The organism is Endozoicomonas sp. Z74, from assembly GCF_057680865.1.
Genome location: NZ_JBLYZI010000026.1, coordinates 42,657 through 59,044, shown reverse-complemented (window position 1 = coordinate 59,044; position 16,388 = coordinate 42,657). Strand labels below are relative to the sequence as shown.

The window sequence follows — 16,388 nt, the reverse complement described above, 5'->3', positions numbered from 1 at the left end:
ATCATCTTCTGGATGACGGCCTCTTTCATTTCTTTGGAGTAGCGAGCCATAACTGCCTCTTTTAATCATCTCTCCATTGAAGAGAGTCATGAGTCAAAAGAGGCGACATCTATCCTGACACAGGGGGGTTCCTTCATTACCATGTTTAGCGGAACGTGAAATCTGTTTACTTTCACCAAAATCCAGGATTTTAACCGTCCCACCCTGTTCTATCATCATGTTCTCAAGTTTTAAATCCCTGAAAACGATTCCCTTACTATTGATAATCGATATTCCACGACACATCTGGCTAACAATATTGTGAATTTGTTCTGAAGAGAGGTTATCGTCAAGATCACCAAGATAATCAAAAAAATCTTTTCCAAGAATCAACTCTGATAAAACCCCTTTCAGCCTGTACTTTTCAGGCTCATCATCCACTACCTCCCTGGAAGTAACAATTTCAAATGCGCCGGTCCTGATATTTTGAACAATAGCTGCACAAGTTTCAGTCACGTTAACATCCTTGATTGACATTGAGTTCAGCTCTGAGTGGCTTAGCTTTGCTTTAGCATCATCTGATACAGAATTCAGCTCATCCATACTCAAACGTGGCTCACGATCATCAGCATCCTTGGTATCATCTGACTTGTGGGGAATTTTTAATACACAGATTTTTCTATTTAAATGATCCTCAAGAACAGCCACTTCACCAAAATGTCCTTCGCCCAATCTATCGCCTAATTTAAAATCATTCTGAACAACAAAATCCCCCAAGGAAGAGTACTCCCTATGGACATCAACTGGATAAACAGTTTTTCCAAACGCGTTGAGCTGAGCTTCTTTCAAAGCGACGCTCTTCTGGTTATCCCACAGGCTCCCTTGAGCAGTATCAAAATTGTTTACTGTATCAGTCCTATCCATAACTTCCCCCCATCCCTGTGATCAGCTGTTTTTTTTATGTTTTTAAAGTGTCAGCCTGGATTTTTCCCTGTCCATCAAGACCGCTTACTGGTTCCGAATGTACCGAATCCTACAAGGGTATGGAATAACATTCCTGTCAGTATCACTGACAAAAGGGGAGGAACCATGACAAAAGCCGGGAAAAAACACATTCCCCCTTTAAATACAATAGGTTACAAAATACAGCCATTCACACCAACTCTCCTGAGGGTTTTCCTGAGCAGTGTAACTGACTTCGAGGGCTTCCGTTCCTCTATAGTCACTGTCGACCTTTTCCTGCTCCCGGGGATGAAAGCCATAAATAGAAGGCATAATTCGTACAATTCAAGTAGAATCCACCCCTTACTGTGAACAGGCCTGCCTATCCGGTATCCCCCTATCCATGCTTCAGGGCATGGAGACAGGCTACCCTCAATAAGCTTGCCCAGGTCTGCTTGAATATCGCCCCATCCATCATCCAAAGGCAGTAAAGATGATCAATGCCTACAGTGTTCAGGAAAACCGATTTTCCATTGACCGGATCCCACCCGACCTCCCTCCGGCCAGGGGCACTATATGGCTTGATGCCGTTGAACCGGACAGTGATGAGCACCACTGGCTGACCAGTCACTTTCCCGGCTGCCTGCCCGATGAAGAGGAGCTGGGGGAAATTGAGATTTCCTCCCGGTATTTTGAAACCGACAACGGCGTTCATATACGCTCCCTGTTTCCCCACCGATCCGGCCATGAACTGCGCAACATCAATGTGGCTTTCAACCTCCGGCAGGATAAACTGATCACCCTGCAGGATGAACCCACCGGTCTGTTCCGGCTGATGAGGAACTACCTCAAAACCCAGCACATCGAAGCCCATACCCCCCTGGATGTGATTCTTGCCCTGTTTAATGCCAAGGTGGAGTATCTTGCCGATATCCTGGAAGAAATTTATGAAGACCTTGAGGAAGTGAGCCAGAACGCTGTTTCCGAAGAAACTCAGGATGTGGATGAACAGCTTCGCACTATCACCCTTCAGGAGGATCTCAATGGCAAGGTCCGGCTGAACTTGCTGGACACCCAGCGCTCCCTTCGTTACCTGATGAGAGCCTGCAACCGAATGCTCAATGAAGACCAGAAAGAAAGCATCCGGGAAATGCTGCGAGATATTGAGTCTCTGACGCCTCACACCGGTTTTCTGTTTGAAAAAGTCAATTTTCTGATGGAATCCACCATGGGGTATATCAATCTGGAGCAGAACAACATCATCAAGATTTTCTCCGTGGCCGCGGTCATGTTCCTGCCCCCGACCCTGATCGCCAGTATCTACGGTATGAACTTTCATGATATGCCGGAACTCAGTATTGAGTTTGGCTACCCCATGGCCCTGGGGCTGATGCTGCTAAGCGCTTTTGGTACTTATTTCTTCTTCAAGAGAAAAGGCTGGTTGTGACCACCAGCCCATCCTCCTCTTTTTATTGCACTGAACCTAAACCCGCTATACTAGGCACACCTCCTTTTCTCCCCCAGCTAATGAGGTATTGCCCCCATGAACATGCCCTCACGGGTACAGCAGTTCCTGACGGATCAACACATCCCCTATGACACCGTCAGCCACTCTCCCAGCCACAGCTCGGTGCAAAGCGCCATTGCTGCACAGATTCCTCTCCATAAGCTGGCAAAGGCCATTATTCTCCGGGACCAGGTTGATAATTACCTGATGGCCCTGGTACCTGCGGCCAACCGGGTCAAGGTCAGCCAGGTTAACCAGCTGACGGACTGCGTTATGCATATGGCCACTGAAAGAGAGATCAGCCGCCGCTTCAGTGATTGCCAAAAAGGGGCTATCCCGCCTCTGGGCACACTGTACAACATGGAGATGGTCTGGGATAACCGCCTGGGCAAAGAGCCGGATCTTTATATGGAAGCAGGCGATCATGAAACCCTGATTCACATTGGCCAGCAGGCTTTCCAGCAAATTGTTTCAGGCTCCCTTCACGACAACCTGTGCTCATCACCGGCACACTAGCACCTCCCGTTCGCCTCAAGCCCTTTCATCAAGCCCTACCTCATCAAGAGGCTAAGAGTCCATCATGATCGTAATATCCAAGTCGTTTATACGCCGTGGCATTGCCTGTCTGATTGCCAGCTTTACACTAGCAATGGTTAATACTGGACTGTGCTGGCTGCATGACCCAGATGAAGAAACCTACGATGGCGCTTCTGCCTTCAGTTCAGCGATTCCAGAGGTTTCAAAGGCAAAAGATGCGGAGTATTTTATGGAGTTTGAGCACATTGATAAAATCAAGGCATTGTTTGTTGGGCAGAATTACGATAAGACTTCTCTAGTATCTAACCTGTCAGGCTGCAGAAATGATGCCAATAACCTATGTGACTGGGCAAAGATAACCCAGGGAATCCCTGAAAGTGCCATCACAGTAATGACCGATCTAAGAAAGCCCGTTGAAACAGATACTATTCTCTCAAAACTGGAAGCCATGGCTGAAACCACCCATGCCAAGCCCGGCCCGCACAGAATCATTGTCAGTTTCAGTGGCCATGGCACACGCCGTATGGATACCAGTGGAGACGAACTGGATTTTATCGACGAAATGCTGGTCTGCAGCAACGGTAATATTGCCGACGACAAACTCCATAAAACGTTTGCCAAATTCAGCCCTGACACTCGCATTCTGGTATTTGTCGATACCTGCCATGCTGGCAGCATGCTTGACCTTCCCTATCGATATATTTACGACACAGCTTATCCGGGTTATACGAAGACAGTCCACACCGGTAAAGACCGTAAGATTCCAGCATCCATGCTTGTTGTATCCGCCAGCCGTGACAAAGAGACATCAGCAGATGCCTACCTTCCTCATCCTCAGGGGGAGGAAGCCTGGAGAAGTTATCAAGGTGATTTTACCAACCGGCTGATTCAAGTGCTTTCGAAACAACACTACCGAAACCTTTTTATCAAAAATCTCCCAGGCCTTTTACGTGAAATCAAAATGGATCGTGACGTACGCTATAACCTGAATCAGAACGCTGTCTTGTCATCCAACTTCCCGGTATCTGATACGATGAAACTGTTTGGCTGGTAAGCCCCCCTCACTAATCATTGTTAATATGGAAATCAATTGATAATACCATCCATGGATGGAACTCTTTTCCCAAACAAGAATCTCTATTATTCATGGTGTTGCAAATCAGACTACCACTTTTCTGATTTGCCTCCATACTCAAACTGCTGAGACTTGGTTAACTGGGGAGTCGGTTAAAGCCCTGAGGCTAAATGCCGCCAACCAGAATCAGGGCATGCTCCAAAATCCCCCTCCAAAAATAAACGGGAGAAAAATGAAACAAACACTAAGCCTGCAGAATATCATTGGAATGGGGTTCATGGTATTTGCCATGTTCCTGGGGGCTGGCAACCTTATATTCCCGCCCATGGTGGGCCAGCTGGCCGGAGAAAACCTCTGGCAGGCCGCCTTCGGCTTTCTATTGACTGGTGTTGGTCTGCCTCTCCTGGGAGTGGTCGCCATTGCCCGGGTGGGGGGCGGATTTAACGAAATCAGCAGAGAGCTGCCACGCTCACTGATTATTGCCATAGGCAGCTGTATTTATTTAATTATCGGCCCACTCTATGCCGTCCCCAGAACGGCCATGGTATCTTATGAGGTAGGGATCGCCCCCTTTCTGGAAGCACCGGGTGACTGGCAAAGACTGCTGTTCAGCCTGATGTTCTTTGTGATCGCCTGGTACCTGTCCATTCGCCCGGGAAAACTGCTGGAGTCCGTTGGCAAACTGATCACCCCAGCCCTCATCATCCTGCTGGTCATTCTGGGAGTAGCCCCTATTCTGGCACCACAGGGCACGCCGGGTGAAGCCGTAATCGGGTATCAAAATGCTCCGGTTATCACCGGGTTTCTTGAAGGCTACATGACCATGGATGCCCTGGCCGCTCTCATGTTTGGCGTCGTTATCATTACCAACCTGCGATCCCACGGCATCCATGAGCCTTCCCGGCTCTGTTACTACAGCATTACCACGGGGATCATTGCTGCCTCCGGACTGGCCCTGGTTTATCTTTCCCTGTTTTACCTGGGAGCCACCAGCAACGCGATTGCACCTGACCCGGAAAACGGTGGGCAGATTCTGACACTGTATGTAGACGCGCTGTTTGGAACTGCCGGAAAATCATTGCTGGCAGGTGTTGTAACTCTGGCCTGCCTGACCACAGCCATCGGCTGTATCACCGCCGCCAGCGAATATTTTGATGAAATGATCCCAAAACTGCGCTACACCACCATTGTCACTCTGGTCAGCATCGTCTGCGTTTTTTTTGCCAATCTCGGCCTGAACCAGATTATTGACCTGTTTATCCCGGCCTTGCTGATTCTTTATCCCGTCTGCATTGTGCTGATCTTTCTGGGCCTTTTCCGAGAGTGGATACCCAACCCCAACCTGACTTACCGGACCACTCTGCTCACCACCGGTTTTATGAGCCTGATCGATGCCTTGAAGACACGGGAATTTCCTGGACTAACCGAATTCCTGGCCCCTTTCAGCCTGTTACCCGGCTATGATGCCCACTTGAGCTGGTTACTGCCGGCCGTTGCCGCACTGCTGTTGAGCGGGCTGCTGGGTCTTATTCTGAGACCAGACACCGGTCTTCAGGGAGATTAACTTCGTGAACTGACAGTGAATTATCAAACGGAAGAATTGGCAAGCCGCTGGAGATAAAGTAAGCTTCTGTGTTTACAGTTGCCCAGGCCCTGCAGACATCCATTACACACGACAACGAGCGTGTTTTTATAAGGAAAGACGCATCAAGGCTTTACCTGTCACCCCTTAGCTCATGGGTGCAGGAGGCGCAGGCAACATTCACGGTTACCAGCGTTGAGAGGGTCTGTCAGCTCAGGCTCCAGGGTGTGACCTTTAATAACCCTCAAAAATAGTAGTGCAAGTCAGATGTTCCGCAACTTGGCCGTGCCCGCTGTTATCCTTGCCGTCGTTACACTGACGGGCTGTCAGGCAATCTTCAAAACAGGGCATTCCGAAGGGGATGCCACCCGTACCCCGCAACCGATTCCAGAAGCCAGTACACCGGACTCTGCCATGGTAACGCCTGATCCCCAGAGCAAGCCTGAATCGCCAGAAAAGACCCATTCCATCACCGTTCGCGAGAAAGTAGTCCAGATTCCAGCCCACCTGGATGGCCGGCTGATTCTCGGAATCAATGAAATGGCTACACTCCCTAACCAGAACCTTGAAATGGAGGCAAAGCTGGATACCGGGGCAGCCAACACTTCGGTGGATGCCAGGAACATCCGTTTTTTTGAACGGGACAGCAAAAAATGGGTCAAATTTGACCTCCCGCGCACCTCCAGGGGCACAATTCCCATGGAACTGCCGGTTAAGGAGATCATTCGAATCAAGCGCCCTGGAACCAGTGCCATTGAGCGTCCAGTGGTTAACCTGACACTGGCCATCGGCGATATCACCCAGCCGGTAGAAGTGTCTCTGACCGACAGAACCCGATATAACTTCCCCCTGCTGATTGGCAGAAACTTTATCAAGGACCTGGCGGTGGTGGATGTCAAACAACAGTACATCGCCCGTAAAAGCGTCATTGATACCCGTTCCAAAAAAGTGAAAGCACCGCTTGATAAAAAGTCATACACCAGGGCCATTGAAAAGCCCGTGTCCACCAAAGGGCTGGTGACTTTAGGATCAGTGGAGTACATCACTCTGGCGGAAACCGGGGTTGCGCTCAAGGCCCGTATTGATACCGGAGCCCTCACCTCCTCACTGGATGCCCGTGAACTCAGGGTGTTCAAGAAGCAGGATAAGGAATGGGTTCATTTCAAACTGCCCGACAGTACCGGCCAAATGGTGACCATTGAACAACCTGTTACCCGGTTCGTTCGGATCAAGCGCCACGGTGCGGAATCTGAACGACGTCCTGTTATCACCATGAAGGCCCGGATCGGTGACATTTCACAGCCCACCCAGTTCAGTCTTCGTGACCGTGATAACTATGAGTACCCGGTTCTGGTGGGAGCCCGCTTTCTAGAAAACACCGCAGTGGTTGATGTCTCCAGAGAATACACCTCCGCAGAGGGACGCCTGCCAAAAGAGAGAGAAAAGGAATGAAGGGTCGATTTCAACTGAGTTTTATGGTCATCTTTCTGATCCTGGCCGGGGTCGGACTGGCTCTCTACAAACATTTTGCCCTGGGTTTCCCTCTGTTGGGCCGGGATACTTCGACGGTATGGAGCATAGAAGCCTGGGTGAGTTTCAAAGCCGATGGCAACCCCGCCCAGGCCAGCCTGACGCTGCCGGATCAACAACCTGGCGTACGTATTCTTGATGAATCCTTTGCGTCACCGGGTTACGGGATTAACCAGTTTGAAGAAAAGGGGCAACGTCGGGCGGAGTGGAGCATCCGGGAAGCCCGTGGGCGCCAGGACCTTTTTTACAAAGTAAAACTGCATATTGAGCCAGGCTTTGAGCAGAAAGCAGCCGACCTGCCGGGTGAAATCATCCGCCCGGTACTGCCAGAGCCCTACCAGACCGCTGCCCAGGGGCTGCTGAAAAGGGTCAGGGAACGCTCTGCCGATTCCATCAGTTTCGCTGGTACCCTTCTGAAAGAGTTCACTGCCTTGCAGCCAAGCCAGAACACCAACATGCTTCTGGGCATGACCGAGGGAGATGAAAGCCTTCCCCAGCTGCTGGTCAGCCTCCTTCATATGGCTGATATTCCCGCCCGCGTGGTCAGGGGACTTCACCTGGAAGATGGACGACGCAGGCAACCCATTGTTGAGATGCTGGAAGTATTCGATGGTCACGACTGGCAGCTGTTTGACCCCAAAACAGGAAAAGCAGGAAACCCGGATACCTTCTTCCTCTGGCAGCGGGGTGGCAAATCCCTTCTGGATGTCATGGGAGGGGTAAGCTCCGAAGTGAAATTCTCCATCATCTCCCAGACGCTGCCCACCCGTGAACTGGCCCTTACCCAGGCGACCCAGGACAAGGCCGCTCTGGTAGACTTCTCCATCTACGCCCTGCCCCTGGAAGTCCAGAATGCCTTTAAAAACATCCTGCTGATACCCATCGGCGTTCTGATTGTCCTGGTGATGCGCATTCTTGTTGGGTTGCGAACCTCTGGAACATTCATGCCTGTGCTGATTGCCGTTGCTTTCCTGCAGACCCAGCTACTGCCAGGGCTGATTATCTTTATCTCCCTGGTCTCCATTGGGCTCTGGATGCGCTCCATCCTCAGCCAGCAGAATATGTTGCTGGTGGCGCGACTGGCAGCGGTTATCATCGTAGTCATTCTCATCATGGCCGCCATGAGTGTACTCAGTTGGAAACTGGGCATTACCCAGGCCCTCACCGTCACCTTCTTCCCGATGATCATTCTGGCCTGGACCATTGAACGCATGTCCATCCTATGGGAGGAAGAAGGCCCCAAGGATGTGGTGATAGAAGGCGGTGGCAGTTTGCTAGTGGCCACCATCAGCTACCTGCTCATGAGCAATCCTATTGTTGAACAGCTTACCTTTAATTTCCCGGAACTGATGCTGACCCTGCTTGGGCTGGTATTGCTATTGGGACAGTACACCGGTTACCGGCTCCTGGAGCTCAGGCGCTTTCAACCTTTAGCCAATAGCAGCGCTTCCAGATAGCAGGTAACTTTATGGGATTGTTAAGCAAGCTCTCGTTCACTACCCCCTCCCGGCTTCGCGAAGCCGGGATTCTCAGCATGAACAGCCGTAACCTGGATTACATCGCCCAGTACAATCCAAGGCGGCTACTGCCTCTGGTGGACGACAAACTGACCACCAAACGCATGGCAGAAAAAGCGGGGGTGGATGTTCCCAAGCTGATTGGGGTCATTGAGTACCAGTCCGATATCCGAAACCTGAAGGGGCTCCTTGAACCCCTGCAGCAATTTGTTATCAAGCCGGCCAAGGGCAGTGGCGGCAAAGGGATTATGGTCATTACCGGCCGGGATGGAGACCGGTTTGTAAAAGCCAGTGGTGACAGCCTTTCGTTCGAAGACATCAGCCGGGATGTATCCAATATCCTGGGTGGGCTCTACAGTCTGGGCGGTAAAACCGACATGGCCCTGATTGAAAGCCTGATTGTTGCTGACCCGATGTTCAACAACTACAGCTTCGAAGGAGTTCCGGACATCCGCACCATTGTATTCAGAGGCTTCCCGGTCATGGCCATGATGCGCCTTGCCACCCGGGCCTCCGATGGCAAAGCCAACCTTCACCAGGGGGCGGTAGGTGTTGGCCTGGACATCGCCAATGGCCAGAGCCTCAGAGCGGTTCAATACGATCGCCCGGTGCTCAAACATCCCGATACCGATTACGATTTTTCAGAACTGAAAGTCCCCCACTGGGAGAAAATTCTGAAGCTCTCTGCTGCCTGCTATGAAATGACCCAGCTCGGCTATCTCGGGGTTGACCTGGTCCTGGACAAAAACCTGGGCCCATTGATTCTTGAGCTTAACGCCCGACCGGGCCTGGCTATCCAGATAGCCAACGGTCAGGGCATTGAACCCCGTCTGAGCGCAATAGAACAGCTTCGTCACCATGATATTGGCATTGATGAAAGGGTCGCCTTTTCCCAGAGTCAATTTGCCATGAATTAAGGGCGATTTGATTTTATAACCCATTAACGCAGGCAGTTTTCTTCTGCCTGTTTTTTCCCAAATAAAATTGTCATAGCGAAAAAAACTGCCCCTGCCTCACTCTGAAAAAGAGTTGAAGTGAGCTGTTCGCTACAACAAGATCTGAGTCTATTCGAAAAATTGAACCGCTGAGCTTTTGAAAAAGAGATGAACCGCCACAGCCATAAGACACAATCCCATAACCACATTAAGAGCTCTCATGTGTCTGGAATCTTTCACTACAGGGGCCATTTTATCACCAGCCACTGCCCAGCTTAAAAGCGACAGGTAGCAGATCAAAAAATACACGCCGGCAAATAGGCCAAGCAGAGCGTACGAACCAGCCACTCCAAATGCCGATACACCCGAAACACAGGCAACCCAGGCTTTAGGGTTAAGCCATTGTAGTATTACTCCCTGACTGAATGAGGGACAGGACCTTTGGCCACTACTGCGGACTCCTGGTCTGGCACGGGCAATTTTGTACCCCATATATACGATGAACAGAGAGCCCGCAACGGACAAGCCATCAGCCAGTACTGGTAATTGAAAAAGAACCCTGTCCAGACCCATTCCCACCATCAGCAGCAAAACAGTGAACCATCAGCTGGCTGATTTTGCTCGTCGATACTCACAGATCGAACTAAAAATTACATACAGCGATGAACGGAAAAATCTCATCGAAGAGGGCATTGATATCGCAATCAGGGCAGGACACCTTAAAGACAGCTCATTGAAAGCCAAACCCCTGGGGGAAATACAACGAAAACTGGTTTGCTCTCCAGAGTACTTTTCAGGCCACAAACCGCCTCAGCACCCAAAAGACCTTGCCTCATGGCACTGGATAAAACTGGCAATGCTTCCTGACAAACGTACCCTGCTAAACCAGCACGGGCATGAAGAAATTATCCAGTTCCAAAGCAGGATCTGTGTGGACAAGGTCGATGCACTGGCGAATTTCGCAGCATTTGGGCTTGGGCTGGCAACGCCCCCCGACTATATGGTGAACGACCTGATCAGAAGGCAGGCACTGATTGAAGTACTGCCACAATGGCAGGTCAAGCCCATTCCCCTCTATGCTGTATGGCCCGGTAACATCGCTGAAAACAGCAATACTAAACGGCTTTTGCATTTTTTATCAGAAGCAGGTTAATACAAATAATCAGTTAACCATTTTGCCCCCGGAACTCGCTCACATATTGGATTGATTTAACCGCCGCAGAAGGGCTGGGACTTCACAGACAGGTTGTGGCTGTGTCAGAATATTACCCAGTGAGCCCTTCTTTCAGGTCAGGCTTGAAAAAGGGCGCTGGACCGGGAGCAAATGTCAGATTTCCATAACGCTGGAAATGACTCTGCCTGCGTTTAAACTGCCCTTTTGTGTTTTTACGGAAGATTGGCTGTTTTCTGCTCAAGGTTGTCTGGCTGGTCTCTGAGGGATCTGCATCTCCAGGAAGGAGAGTATCGCTTGTTTAATCGACAAACCAGGCTCCAGACTGACGACTGTCGTGAAGTACAGTTTGCCTGCCCTTTTTTCATGGGCAAGGGTGACGTAACATCTGTTTTTTTCACTGATGGTGTGGGTCAAGGCAGCACTATAAAGCGTAATGGAATTTCACCCTCGCCAGGGATGACGAATAAGTTGTTTGCCACTCTTGTCTCACAGTTCACACTTTTCAAAGCCCTTACTTCAAGGGCTCTCCAGCCACTTTCCAGGCACCAGGCCAAACCAGGACAGCTGCTGCTGACACTCCTGCTACTGACAGCCTTTCAAGCCGTAGCCCAACCGGTCTACCTTGGCGGCGACGCGGCAATCCAGCTATCGGAACTCAGTCCCATAGCGCCTCCACCCGCCATATTCAAAAACTCATCAACAGAAACCATCTCCCCGGGGACAGACGATCACCACCACTGGTACCGACTGGATGTCAGGCTTTCCAGTTTTTCCCAGGCAGACTGGCTACTGGTGTTTCGCCAGGTACCCTACCAGAAACTGGATGTTTTTGTTCCTTACGCCAACGGTTATCGCCTGAGAAAAATGGGGATGAATGCCTCTTTTTCCAGAACAACCCCCAGCACCCTGAAACTGGATCAGCATCCCGGTGAACTGAAAACCTATTATCTACGCTACCAATCGGTTTCTCCCAATCGCCTGGCACCTGAATTCTGGCCAGCCTATGCCTATTTTCAGGAAGTGAGCGAGGAAAAAAAGGCATTAAGCTCCATACAAACCCTGCTGATCGTTGCCCTGATTTTTATCTTCACCCTCACCTACCGAAACCGGACACCGGCTCTTTACCTGCTGATCAGTCATATGCTGGCAGCCAACGTCCTGATCATCATGTGGCAGGGCGAAATCTTCAGAACCCTCTCCTGGCTGGGTGACCCGGGACACTGGCTGATTTTGATGACAACCCTGGTTCTGGTAACCGGCATCATCAGCTACAGGACTCTGGCCCTGCTCCCCATTTATGCCCCTACGGCAGATCGGGTGATCCTGTCTCTCAACACCCTTTCCATAGCCATGGTTGTGTATTTTCTCAGTGCACCGGATAGCAGCCAGCCCCTGGTGATTCTGGAGCTGGCCGCCATCACCCTGCTGGCCTGTTTCGCCCTTGTTGTGCTGGCAAGTGGGTACTGCCTATACAACGGCATTAAACCTGCACGACTGGCAACACCTTCAGCGCTGGTGATGCTGCTGTTGCTTTCCCTGTCATGGCTGGTTGAACCCTGGCCCAGAAGCCTCCCCAGCTACCATGAAATTCTGCTTCTGTCCCTACATGCCGCTTTACTGCCTCTGTTTTACTGGCAAAGCCATCAACAGAATCTGCAGCATGCCATGGCGATCAGTGCCATCGCCCCGGCCAGCCGGAAGCGCCGTATTTTTGAAGCGGCTCTCAGGGAACATCTGCAGAAACCGGAAGCCCCCCTGGCAGAAGCGGACATCCCGGAGCGGATACTGTCCACTTTTGAAGATGTGCTCCCGGGAATTCCCGTTATGATCCTGATCCATGAACAGGATGACTGGCATATAATGGGAGACTATTCAAAAGCCGCTGAAAGCCTGAGAAGCCAGTTACCGGCCATTGAAGATGAGCTTTTTCATGTGGTTACCTCAGGGGTTGAGACCAAAATCAATTTCAAGGATCGGTACGGCAGCATCTACTGGGTCTTTCCCCTGAGCATTGAAGATGGCCACAAAACCCTGCTGGTGCTCTCTCCGCCTCGCCATCACAGGAATTCAGCCACCTGGCAGACGGCCTGCGACATCAGCAGCCATGCCTGCACCCTGTTCCAGGCCAGCCGCCAGTCCCGTTTCTGGCGACAGCAGGCCAGCCTGGACGCTCTGACGGGGTTGTTGAACCGCCGGGCCTTCTGCCAGGAAGCAGAGCTCATCCTCACGCAGTCCGCTGAACAACAGCCTACTCCCTCCTGCTGCGCTTTGTTCATTGATATTGATAATTTCAAACAGTTAAATGATCGCTTGGGCCATGCCCGAGGAGATCAGATACTGAAACGAACCGCTTCCACCTGCCGCAGCACACTCCGCCAGGAGGACCTGCTGGGCCGGTACGGTGGGGAAGAGTTTGTGGCCCTGCTACCCAACACTGAGCCCTGGCAGGCCTTTCAGGTAGCGGAACGCATACGAAGTAACATAGAAAAAGAGAGCGGTCTGTTCAAAAATACCGCCATCACCCTGAGCATTGGACTGGCGGCCCTCTCAAGCCGGGTATCCAGCCTTGATCAGCTGCTGGAAGATGCGGATACCGCCATGTATCAGGCTAAACAACAGGGAAAAAACCGGACCGTGGTCAGCACGGCCCTTTCTCATCTTGAGGATGCCCGCTTGCCTTTACCCTGACAGCACAAATGCCCATAGCAAAATGTTGTGTACTGCCAATAGCGCCAGTCATTAAAACTTCTGGCGGTATGACAGTGTCATGGAATCACTGCCACTCTTCTGCCCGGTAAGGCCGATATAATTAAGGCCGATCAGCTTATCATTTCCAGCGCCAAACAGACGGTTAAAACCCAGCCCATAATAAACCGCTGTCTCTGTGCTCTCAGTCAATGGCGTGTTTGGCCATTGGTAACGGCCATTATCAATGCCCTGGTCATGCTGACGGTCATGGGTTCTCTGGAGGCCCACCTTGGCACTCAGTTCAGTGGGGGCACTCAGATCCGGCAGAGTATGCACAATACCGCTTCCTATACGGGTTGTTAATCCCTTCTGCCGGGAGGCATCCAGATGACGGGAGCCAGATGTCGAGCCCTCATCATGACCCGCAATATCACCCACCCGGTAGCCCACATAACCTTCCGGCACCAGCCGCATGCCCTGGGCCACCTCATCCAGGAAGATACTGTAGCTCAGCTGGGCATGGGCAGCCCACTCATTACCAGTGGGGTTGCCAGTCCATTCATACTGACGGGTTTTCAACCCGACCCAACCGTAGGTCAGCATGGCATCCAGGGACCAGTGATCATCACTCCATGAGAGAAAAGGGCCCAGTCGGTATATCTCTCCGTCAGAACCACCGTCTGAAAAGGTCATACGTACCTTCTGAACGCCCAGCATTCCACCCAGCAAAAAGCCATTTTCCAAGGTCGAAAACAGGCCAAATTCAACGCCTTCGCCCCGGTAATCCTGACGCAGTCCCTCTACAGGCTCCAGATGCCCTCGGAAGGCAGAACCCTGACTGTAAAAATACCACTGGTTCTCTTCCAGCCCTGTTAGAAGACGATTCCCACTGGCATCCACCACCGTGGGAGCGCTGTCCTGAAAATCTCGGTCCAAACCTGCAAAACCGTTCTTCATGGATGACATGATATCGCTGTGGAGAACCCAGCCCATATCACCGGAGCGCTGCAAAAATGGATTGTTGACCAGGACATTTGGAGTGCCTGATGATTGAAGCTCGGCCTTCAGCTTTTCGATAGAGGCAAATATCTGATCAATCATCTGTGATCTCGTGAATGCCCCACTCTGTATAGCTTCACCAATTTCCGGATTATCATGCATGTCTTTAACGAAACGAGCAATAGCCATTACTTCTATATCAGGCAGGTCTTCAGTTTGCTTTTTAGCCTGATAGAGGCTTTCTATTTCTGTTTCAAGTTGAGACCACCTTTTTTTCTGGTTATTGTTTAAATAACCCTCATTCATCATTGTGTTTTTGTTGATTCTGAACTTTGGTTTTCCCGCACCTGAAGAATCAGATGTAAATGTCGTGGCCGTAATTCGAGGAGAATCCGGTTCTGAGGACGTTGTTGATCCCCCTCCGCACCCATTCAGCATAATTATCGAAAAACACACCCCCATGAAACGTCTGGCAATTCCCATGTTAACCCTCCTTCCTATACTACCCTTCAATCAAAAATAAGGCTCGAACACGCTTCTGCTGCGCTATTAATTTCAGGCTTTTCAATGCAGGTTTTTCTGTTTATCTGGATCTGCTTTTGTCTATTGATGCTCAAAAACTCACTCAAGAAGCTTGATAACAACCTTGTTATGTCTGAGCAGTCAAAAAGCAGAAGACAGCTACATTGAATACCGGTCTCTTCTTTGGTTCCTGAAAAAAGTAAAAAGTTCCGTTCAGTACTGAATTTCCTTTCCGATAACTCATAAACCTGCCGAAGGGGCACCCGCAAAGTCACAGTAACTCAGACAGTCATGAACAGAAAAAACCGTCCAGTACGAACCATGAAAAAGTCTATAGAGCCAGGGGTAGCAGGATTCTCGTAGCCAATAAGGCGGATAACCAGGGCCTCCCCTTTTCAATCTGAATCACCGAAAACAAGCGTTGCGGAGCAACCCGCGGCAAGCGCTTCACACAATGAGAATATGGAATGCTGGACTGCACCGGGAAACGTATAACTACATATAGGGAATTACAGACGGAGCTGAATAGAATAACAGCAGAACATAGCTCCTCCTCAGGTCTGCCCCCAATGTCAAAAGCCCCCGGCCTTCACAACAACAAGAAGCTGGACCCCAAACAACTGGAAAACGTTGATCTCCAGCTGGAGGAGCGTGGTCTTCGCTGGCTGGAAAAAGTGGCCAGAGCCCCCCACCAGGAACCCTGGAGTGTCACGATTCTTCAGTATGCCTGGACCGCAGGGCCAGTTACACTCCTTGCCGCCTACTTTGGCTACTACCTGGCCTATGGGCAGGTTATGCCCCTGGAAAGAACCTTCTACTTCATCGGATACTCTATTATTGCCGTGGCCATGGGTATCGGCTTCCGGGTGTTTCATAACACCACCCATGGTCGCCAGGTGGCCAAAGACAAAAACAACCTGCTCAGCCTGATCGACCAGATTCCGGAACTGATTTACCTGGTACGGGACCTTGGCCAACGAAACCTCTCGGAAGAAGCCCGCCGTATCCATTCAGCGGGTATCCTGCTTCGAAAACTCGACCTGGGTCCTGAGTGGGTCGCCACCGCCATTGAGGACCTGACCGGCAACCACAAGCTGGCCAGACAGGCGGAACGCATTGAAATTTTCCGCAAGGCCGGTCTCTACAATCGGATGCGGGACCTGATCGAAGAAGCCAGGGAAGAGACCGAAGAGGCTTTCCACACGCTTAAGGAAAACCACCCCCGAACCGCTGAGGCCCTGAAAAAGCGATTAAGCGGTGTCGTGGCAAGACCCCATCACGGACAGAAACGGGAGCCTCTGTTTATTGAGCGGATTCTTTCCGCCATAGAAGAAGGCAATGAAAACCTGATGACCCTCCACGATGTGGAGGAGATGCTGACCCTCTGTTTCGAGCTGATCT

Annotated in this window: 12 protein-coding genes and 1 pseudogene; 10 read left to right on the top strand and 3 right to left on the bottom strand. The window is 50.9% G+C overall.

Going from position 1 to position 16,388, the window contains the following annotated elements:
- Positions 1-93: 93 nt before the first annotated feature.
- Positions 94-903 carry a protein kinase domain-containing protein gene (locus ACNRUY_RS10045; protein WP_488111490.1) on the bottom strand — a complete coding sequence of 270 codons (810 nt, stop codon included), beginning with the start codon at positions 901-903 and terminating at the stop codon, positions 94-96.
- A gap of 511 nt (positions 904-1,414) precedes the next feature.
- On the opposite strand from ACNRUY_RS10045, the gene corA reads away from it, so the two are divergent.
- The 7 genes from corA (at position 1,415) to ACNRUY_RS10010 (ending at position 9,586) form a co-directional block, all read left to right on the top strand.
- Complete coding sequence (gene corA, locus ACNRUY_RS10040) at positions 1,415-2,368, top strand: magnesium/cobalt transporter CorA (RefSeq protein ID WP_488111489.1); 954 nt, start codon at positions 1,415-1,417, stop codon at positions 2,366-2,368.
- A gap of 96 nt (positions 2,369-2,464) precedes the next feature.
- Complete coding sequence (locus ACNRUY_RS10035) at positions 2,465-2,944, top strand: aminoacyl-tRNA deacylase (RefSeq protein WP_488111488.1); 480 nt, start codon at positions 2,465-2,467, stop codon at positions 2,942-2,944.
- A 64-nt stretch (positions 2,945-3,008) separates the two neighbouring features.
- A complete protein-coding gene (locus ACNRUY_RS10030) occupies positions 3,009-4,019 on the top strand; it encodes a caspase family protein (protein WP_488111487.1) in 1,011 nt (336 codons plus the stop codon).
- 253 nt (positions 4,020-4,272) lie between these two features.
- Positions 4,273-5,604, top strand: a complete 1,332-nt coding sequence (brnQ, locus tag ACNRUY_RS10025; RefSeq protein WP_488111486.1) for a branched-chain amino acid transport system II carrier protein — start codon at positions 4,273-4,275, stop codon at positions 5,602-5,604.
- 285 nt (positions 5,605-5,889) lie between these two features.
- Positions 5,890-7,074, top strand: a complete 1,185-nt coding sequence (locus tag ACNRUY_RS10020) for an ATP-dependent zinc protease family protein (RefSeq protein WP_488111485.1) — start codon at positions 5,890-5,892, stop codon at positions 7,072-7,074.
- Positions 7,071-8,609 carry an inactive transglutaminase family protein gene (locus ACNRUY_RS10015; RefSeq protein WP_488111484.1) on the top strand — a complete coding sequence of 513 codons (1,539 nt, stop codon included), beginning with the start codon at positions 7,071-7,073 and terminating at the stop codon, positions 8,607-8,609. The genes ACNRUY_RS10020 and ACNRUY_RS10015 overlap by 4 nt, the downstream gene beginning before the upstream one ends.
- Before the next feature lie 11 nt (positions 8,610-8,620).
- Positions 8,621-9,586, top strand: a complete 966-nt coding sequence (locus ACNRUY_RS10010; protein WP_488111483.1) for an alpha-L-glutamate ligase-like protein — start codon at positions 8,621-8,623, stop codon at positions 9,584-9,586.
- Positions 9,587-9,733: 147 nt separating this feature from the next.
- Here the strand turns inward: ACNRUY_RS10010 and ACNRUY_RS10005 are convergent, their stop codons facing one another.
- Positions 9,734-10,186 (bottom strand): LysE family translocator, encoded by a 453-nt coding sequence (locus ACNRUY_RS10005; RefSeq protein ID WP_488111493.1) that lies wholly within the window; start codon positions 10,184-10,186, stop codon positions 9,734-9,736.
- Between ACNRUY_RS10005 and ACNRUY_RS10000 the strand changes: the two genes are divergently transcribed.
- Together ACNRUY_RS10000 and ACNRUY_RS09995 are read left to right on the top strand one after the other, a co-directional pair.
- A complete protein-coding gene (locus ACNRUY_RS10000; protein WP_488111492.1) occupies positions 10,164-10,757 on the top strand; it encodes a substrate binding domain-containing protein in 594 nt (197 codons plus the stop codon). The two genes, ACNRUY_RS10005 and ACNRUY_RS10000, sit on opposite strands and share 23 nt — an antisense overlap.
- Before the next feature lie 489 nt (positions 10,758-11,246).
- Positions 11,247-13,466, top strand: a complete 2,220-nt coding sequence (locus ACNRUY_RS09995; RefSeq protein ID WP_488111482.1) for a diguanylate cyclase — start codon at positions 11,247-11,249, stop codon at positions 13,464-13,466.
- Between the two features lie 51 nt (positions 13,467-13,517).
- Here the strand turns inward: ACNRUY_RS09995 and ACNRUY_RS09990 are convergent, their stop codons facing one another.
- Positions 13,518-14,654 (bottom strand): autotransporter outer membrane beta-barrel domain-containing protein, encoded by a 1,137-nt coding sequence (locus ACNRUY_RS09990; RefSeq protein ID WP_488111481.1) that lies wholly within the window; start codon positions 14,652-14,654, stop codon positions 13,518-13,520.
- Between the two features lie 902 nt (positions 14,655-15,556).
- On the opposite strand from ACNRUY_RS09990, the pseudogene ACNRUY_RS09985 reads away from it, so the two are divergent.
- Positions 15,557-16,388, top strand: a pseudogene (locus ACNRUY_RS09985) (hypothetical protein); the annotation flags it as partial.

Bases quoted from the DNA above. Each gene is read 5' to 3' on its own strand.
- ACNRUY_RS10030 (WP_488111487.1), top strand. From the start codon at position 3,009: ATGATCGTAATATCCAAGTCGTTTATACGCCGTGGCATTGCCTGTCTG.
- ACNRUY_RS10010 (WP_488111483.1), top strand. From the start codon at position 8,621: ATGGGATTGTTAAGCAAGCTCTCGTTCACTACCCCCTCCCGGCTTCGC.
- ACNRUY_RS10005 (WP_488111493.1), bottom strand. From the start codon at position 10,186: ATGGTGGGAATGGGTCTGGACAGGGTTCTTTTTCAATTACCAGTACTG.
- brnQ (WP_488111486.1), top strand. From the start codon at position 4,273: ATGAAACAAACACTAAGCCTGCAGAATATCATTGGAATGGGGTTCATG.
- ACNRUY_RS10020 (WP_488111485.1), top strand. From the start codon at position 5,890: ATGTTCCGCAACTTGGCCGTGCCCGCTGTTATCCTTGCCGTCGTTACA.
- ACNRUY_RS10015 (WP_488111484.1), top strand. From the start codon at position 7,071: ATGAAGGGTCGATTTCAACTGAGTTTTATGGTCATCTTTCTGATCCTG.
- corA (WP_488111489.1), top strand. From the start codon at position 1,415: ATGATCAATGCCTACAGTGTTCAGGAAAACCGATTTTCCATTGACCGG.
- ACNRUY_RS09990 (WP_488111481.1), bottom strand. From the start codon at position 14,654: ATGGCTATTGCTCGTTTCGTTAAAGACATGCATGATAATCCGGAAATT.
- ACNRUY_RS10045 (WP_488111490.1), bottom strand. From the start codon at position 903: ATGGATAGGACTGATACAGTAAACAATTTTGATACTGCTCAAGGGAGC.
- ACNRUY_RS10035 (WP_488111488.1), top strand. From the start codon at position 2,465: ATGAACATGCCCTCACGGGTACAGCAGTTCCTGACGGATCAACACATC.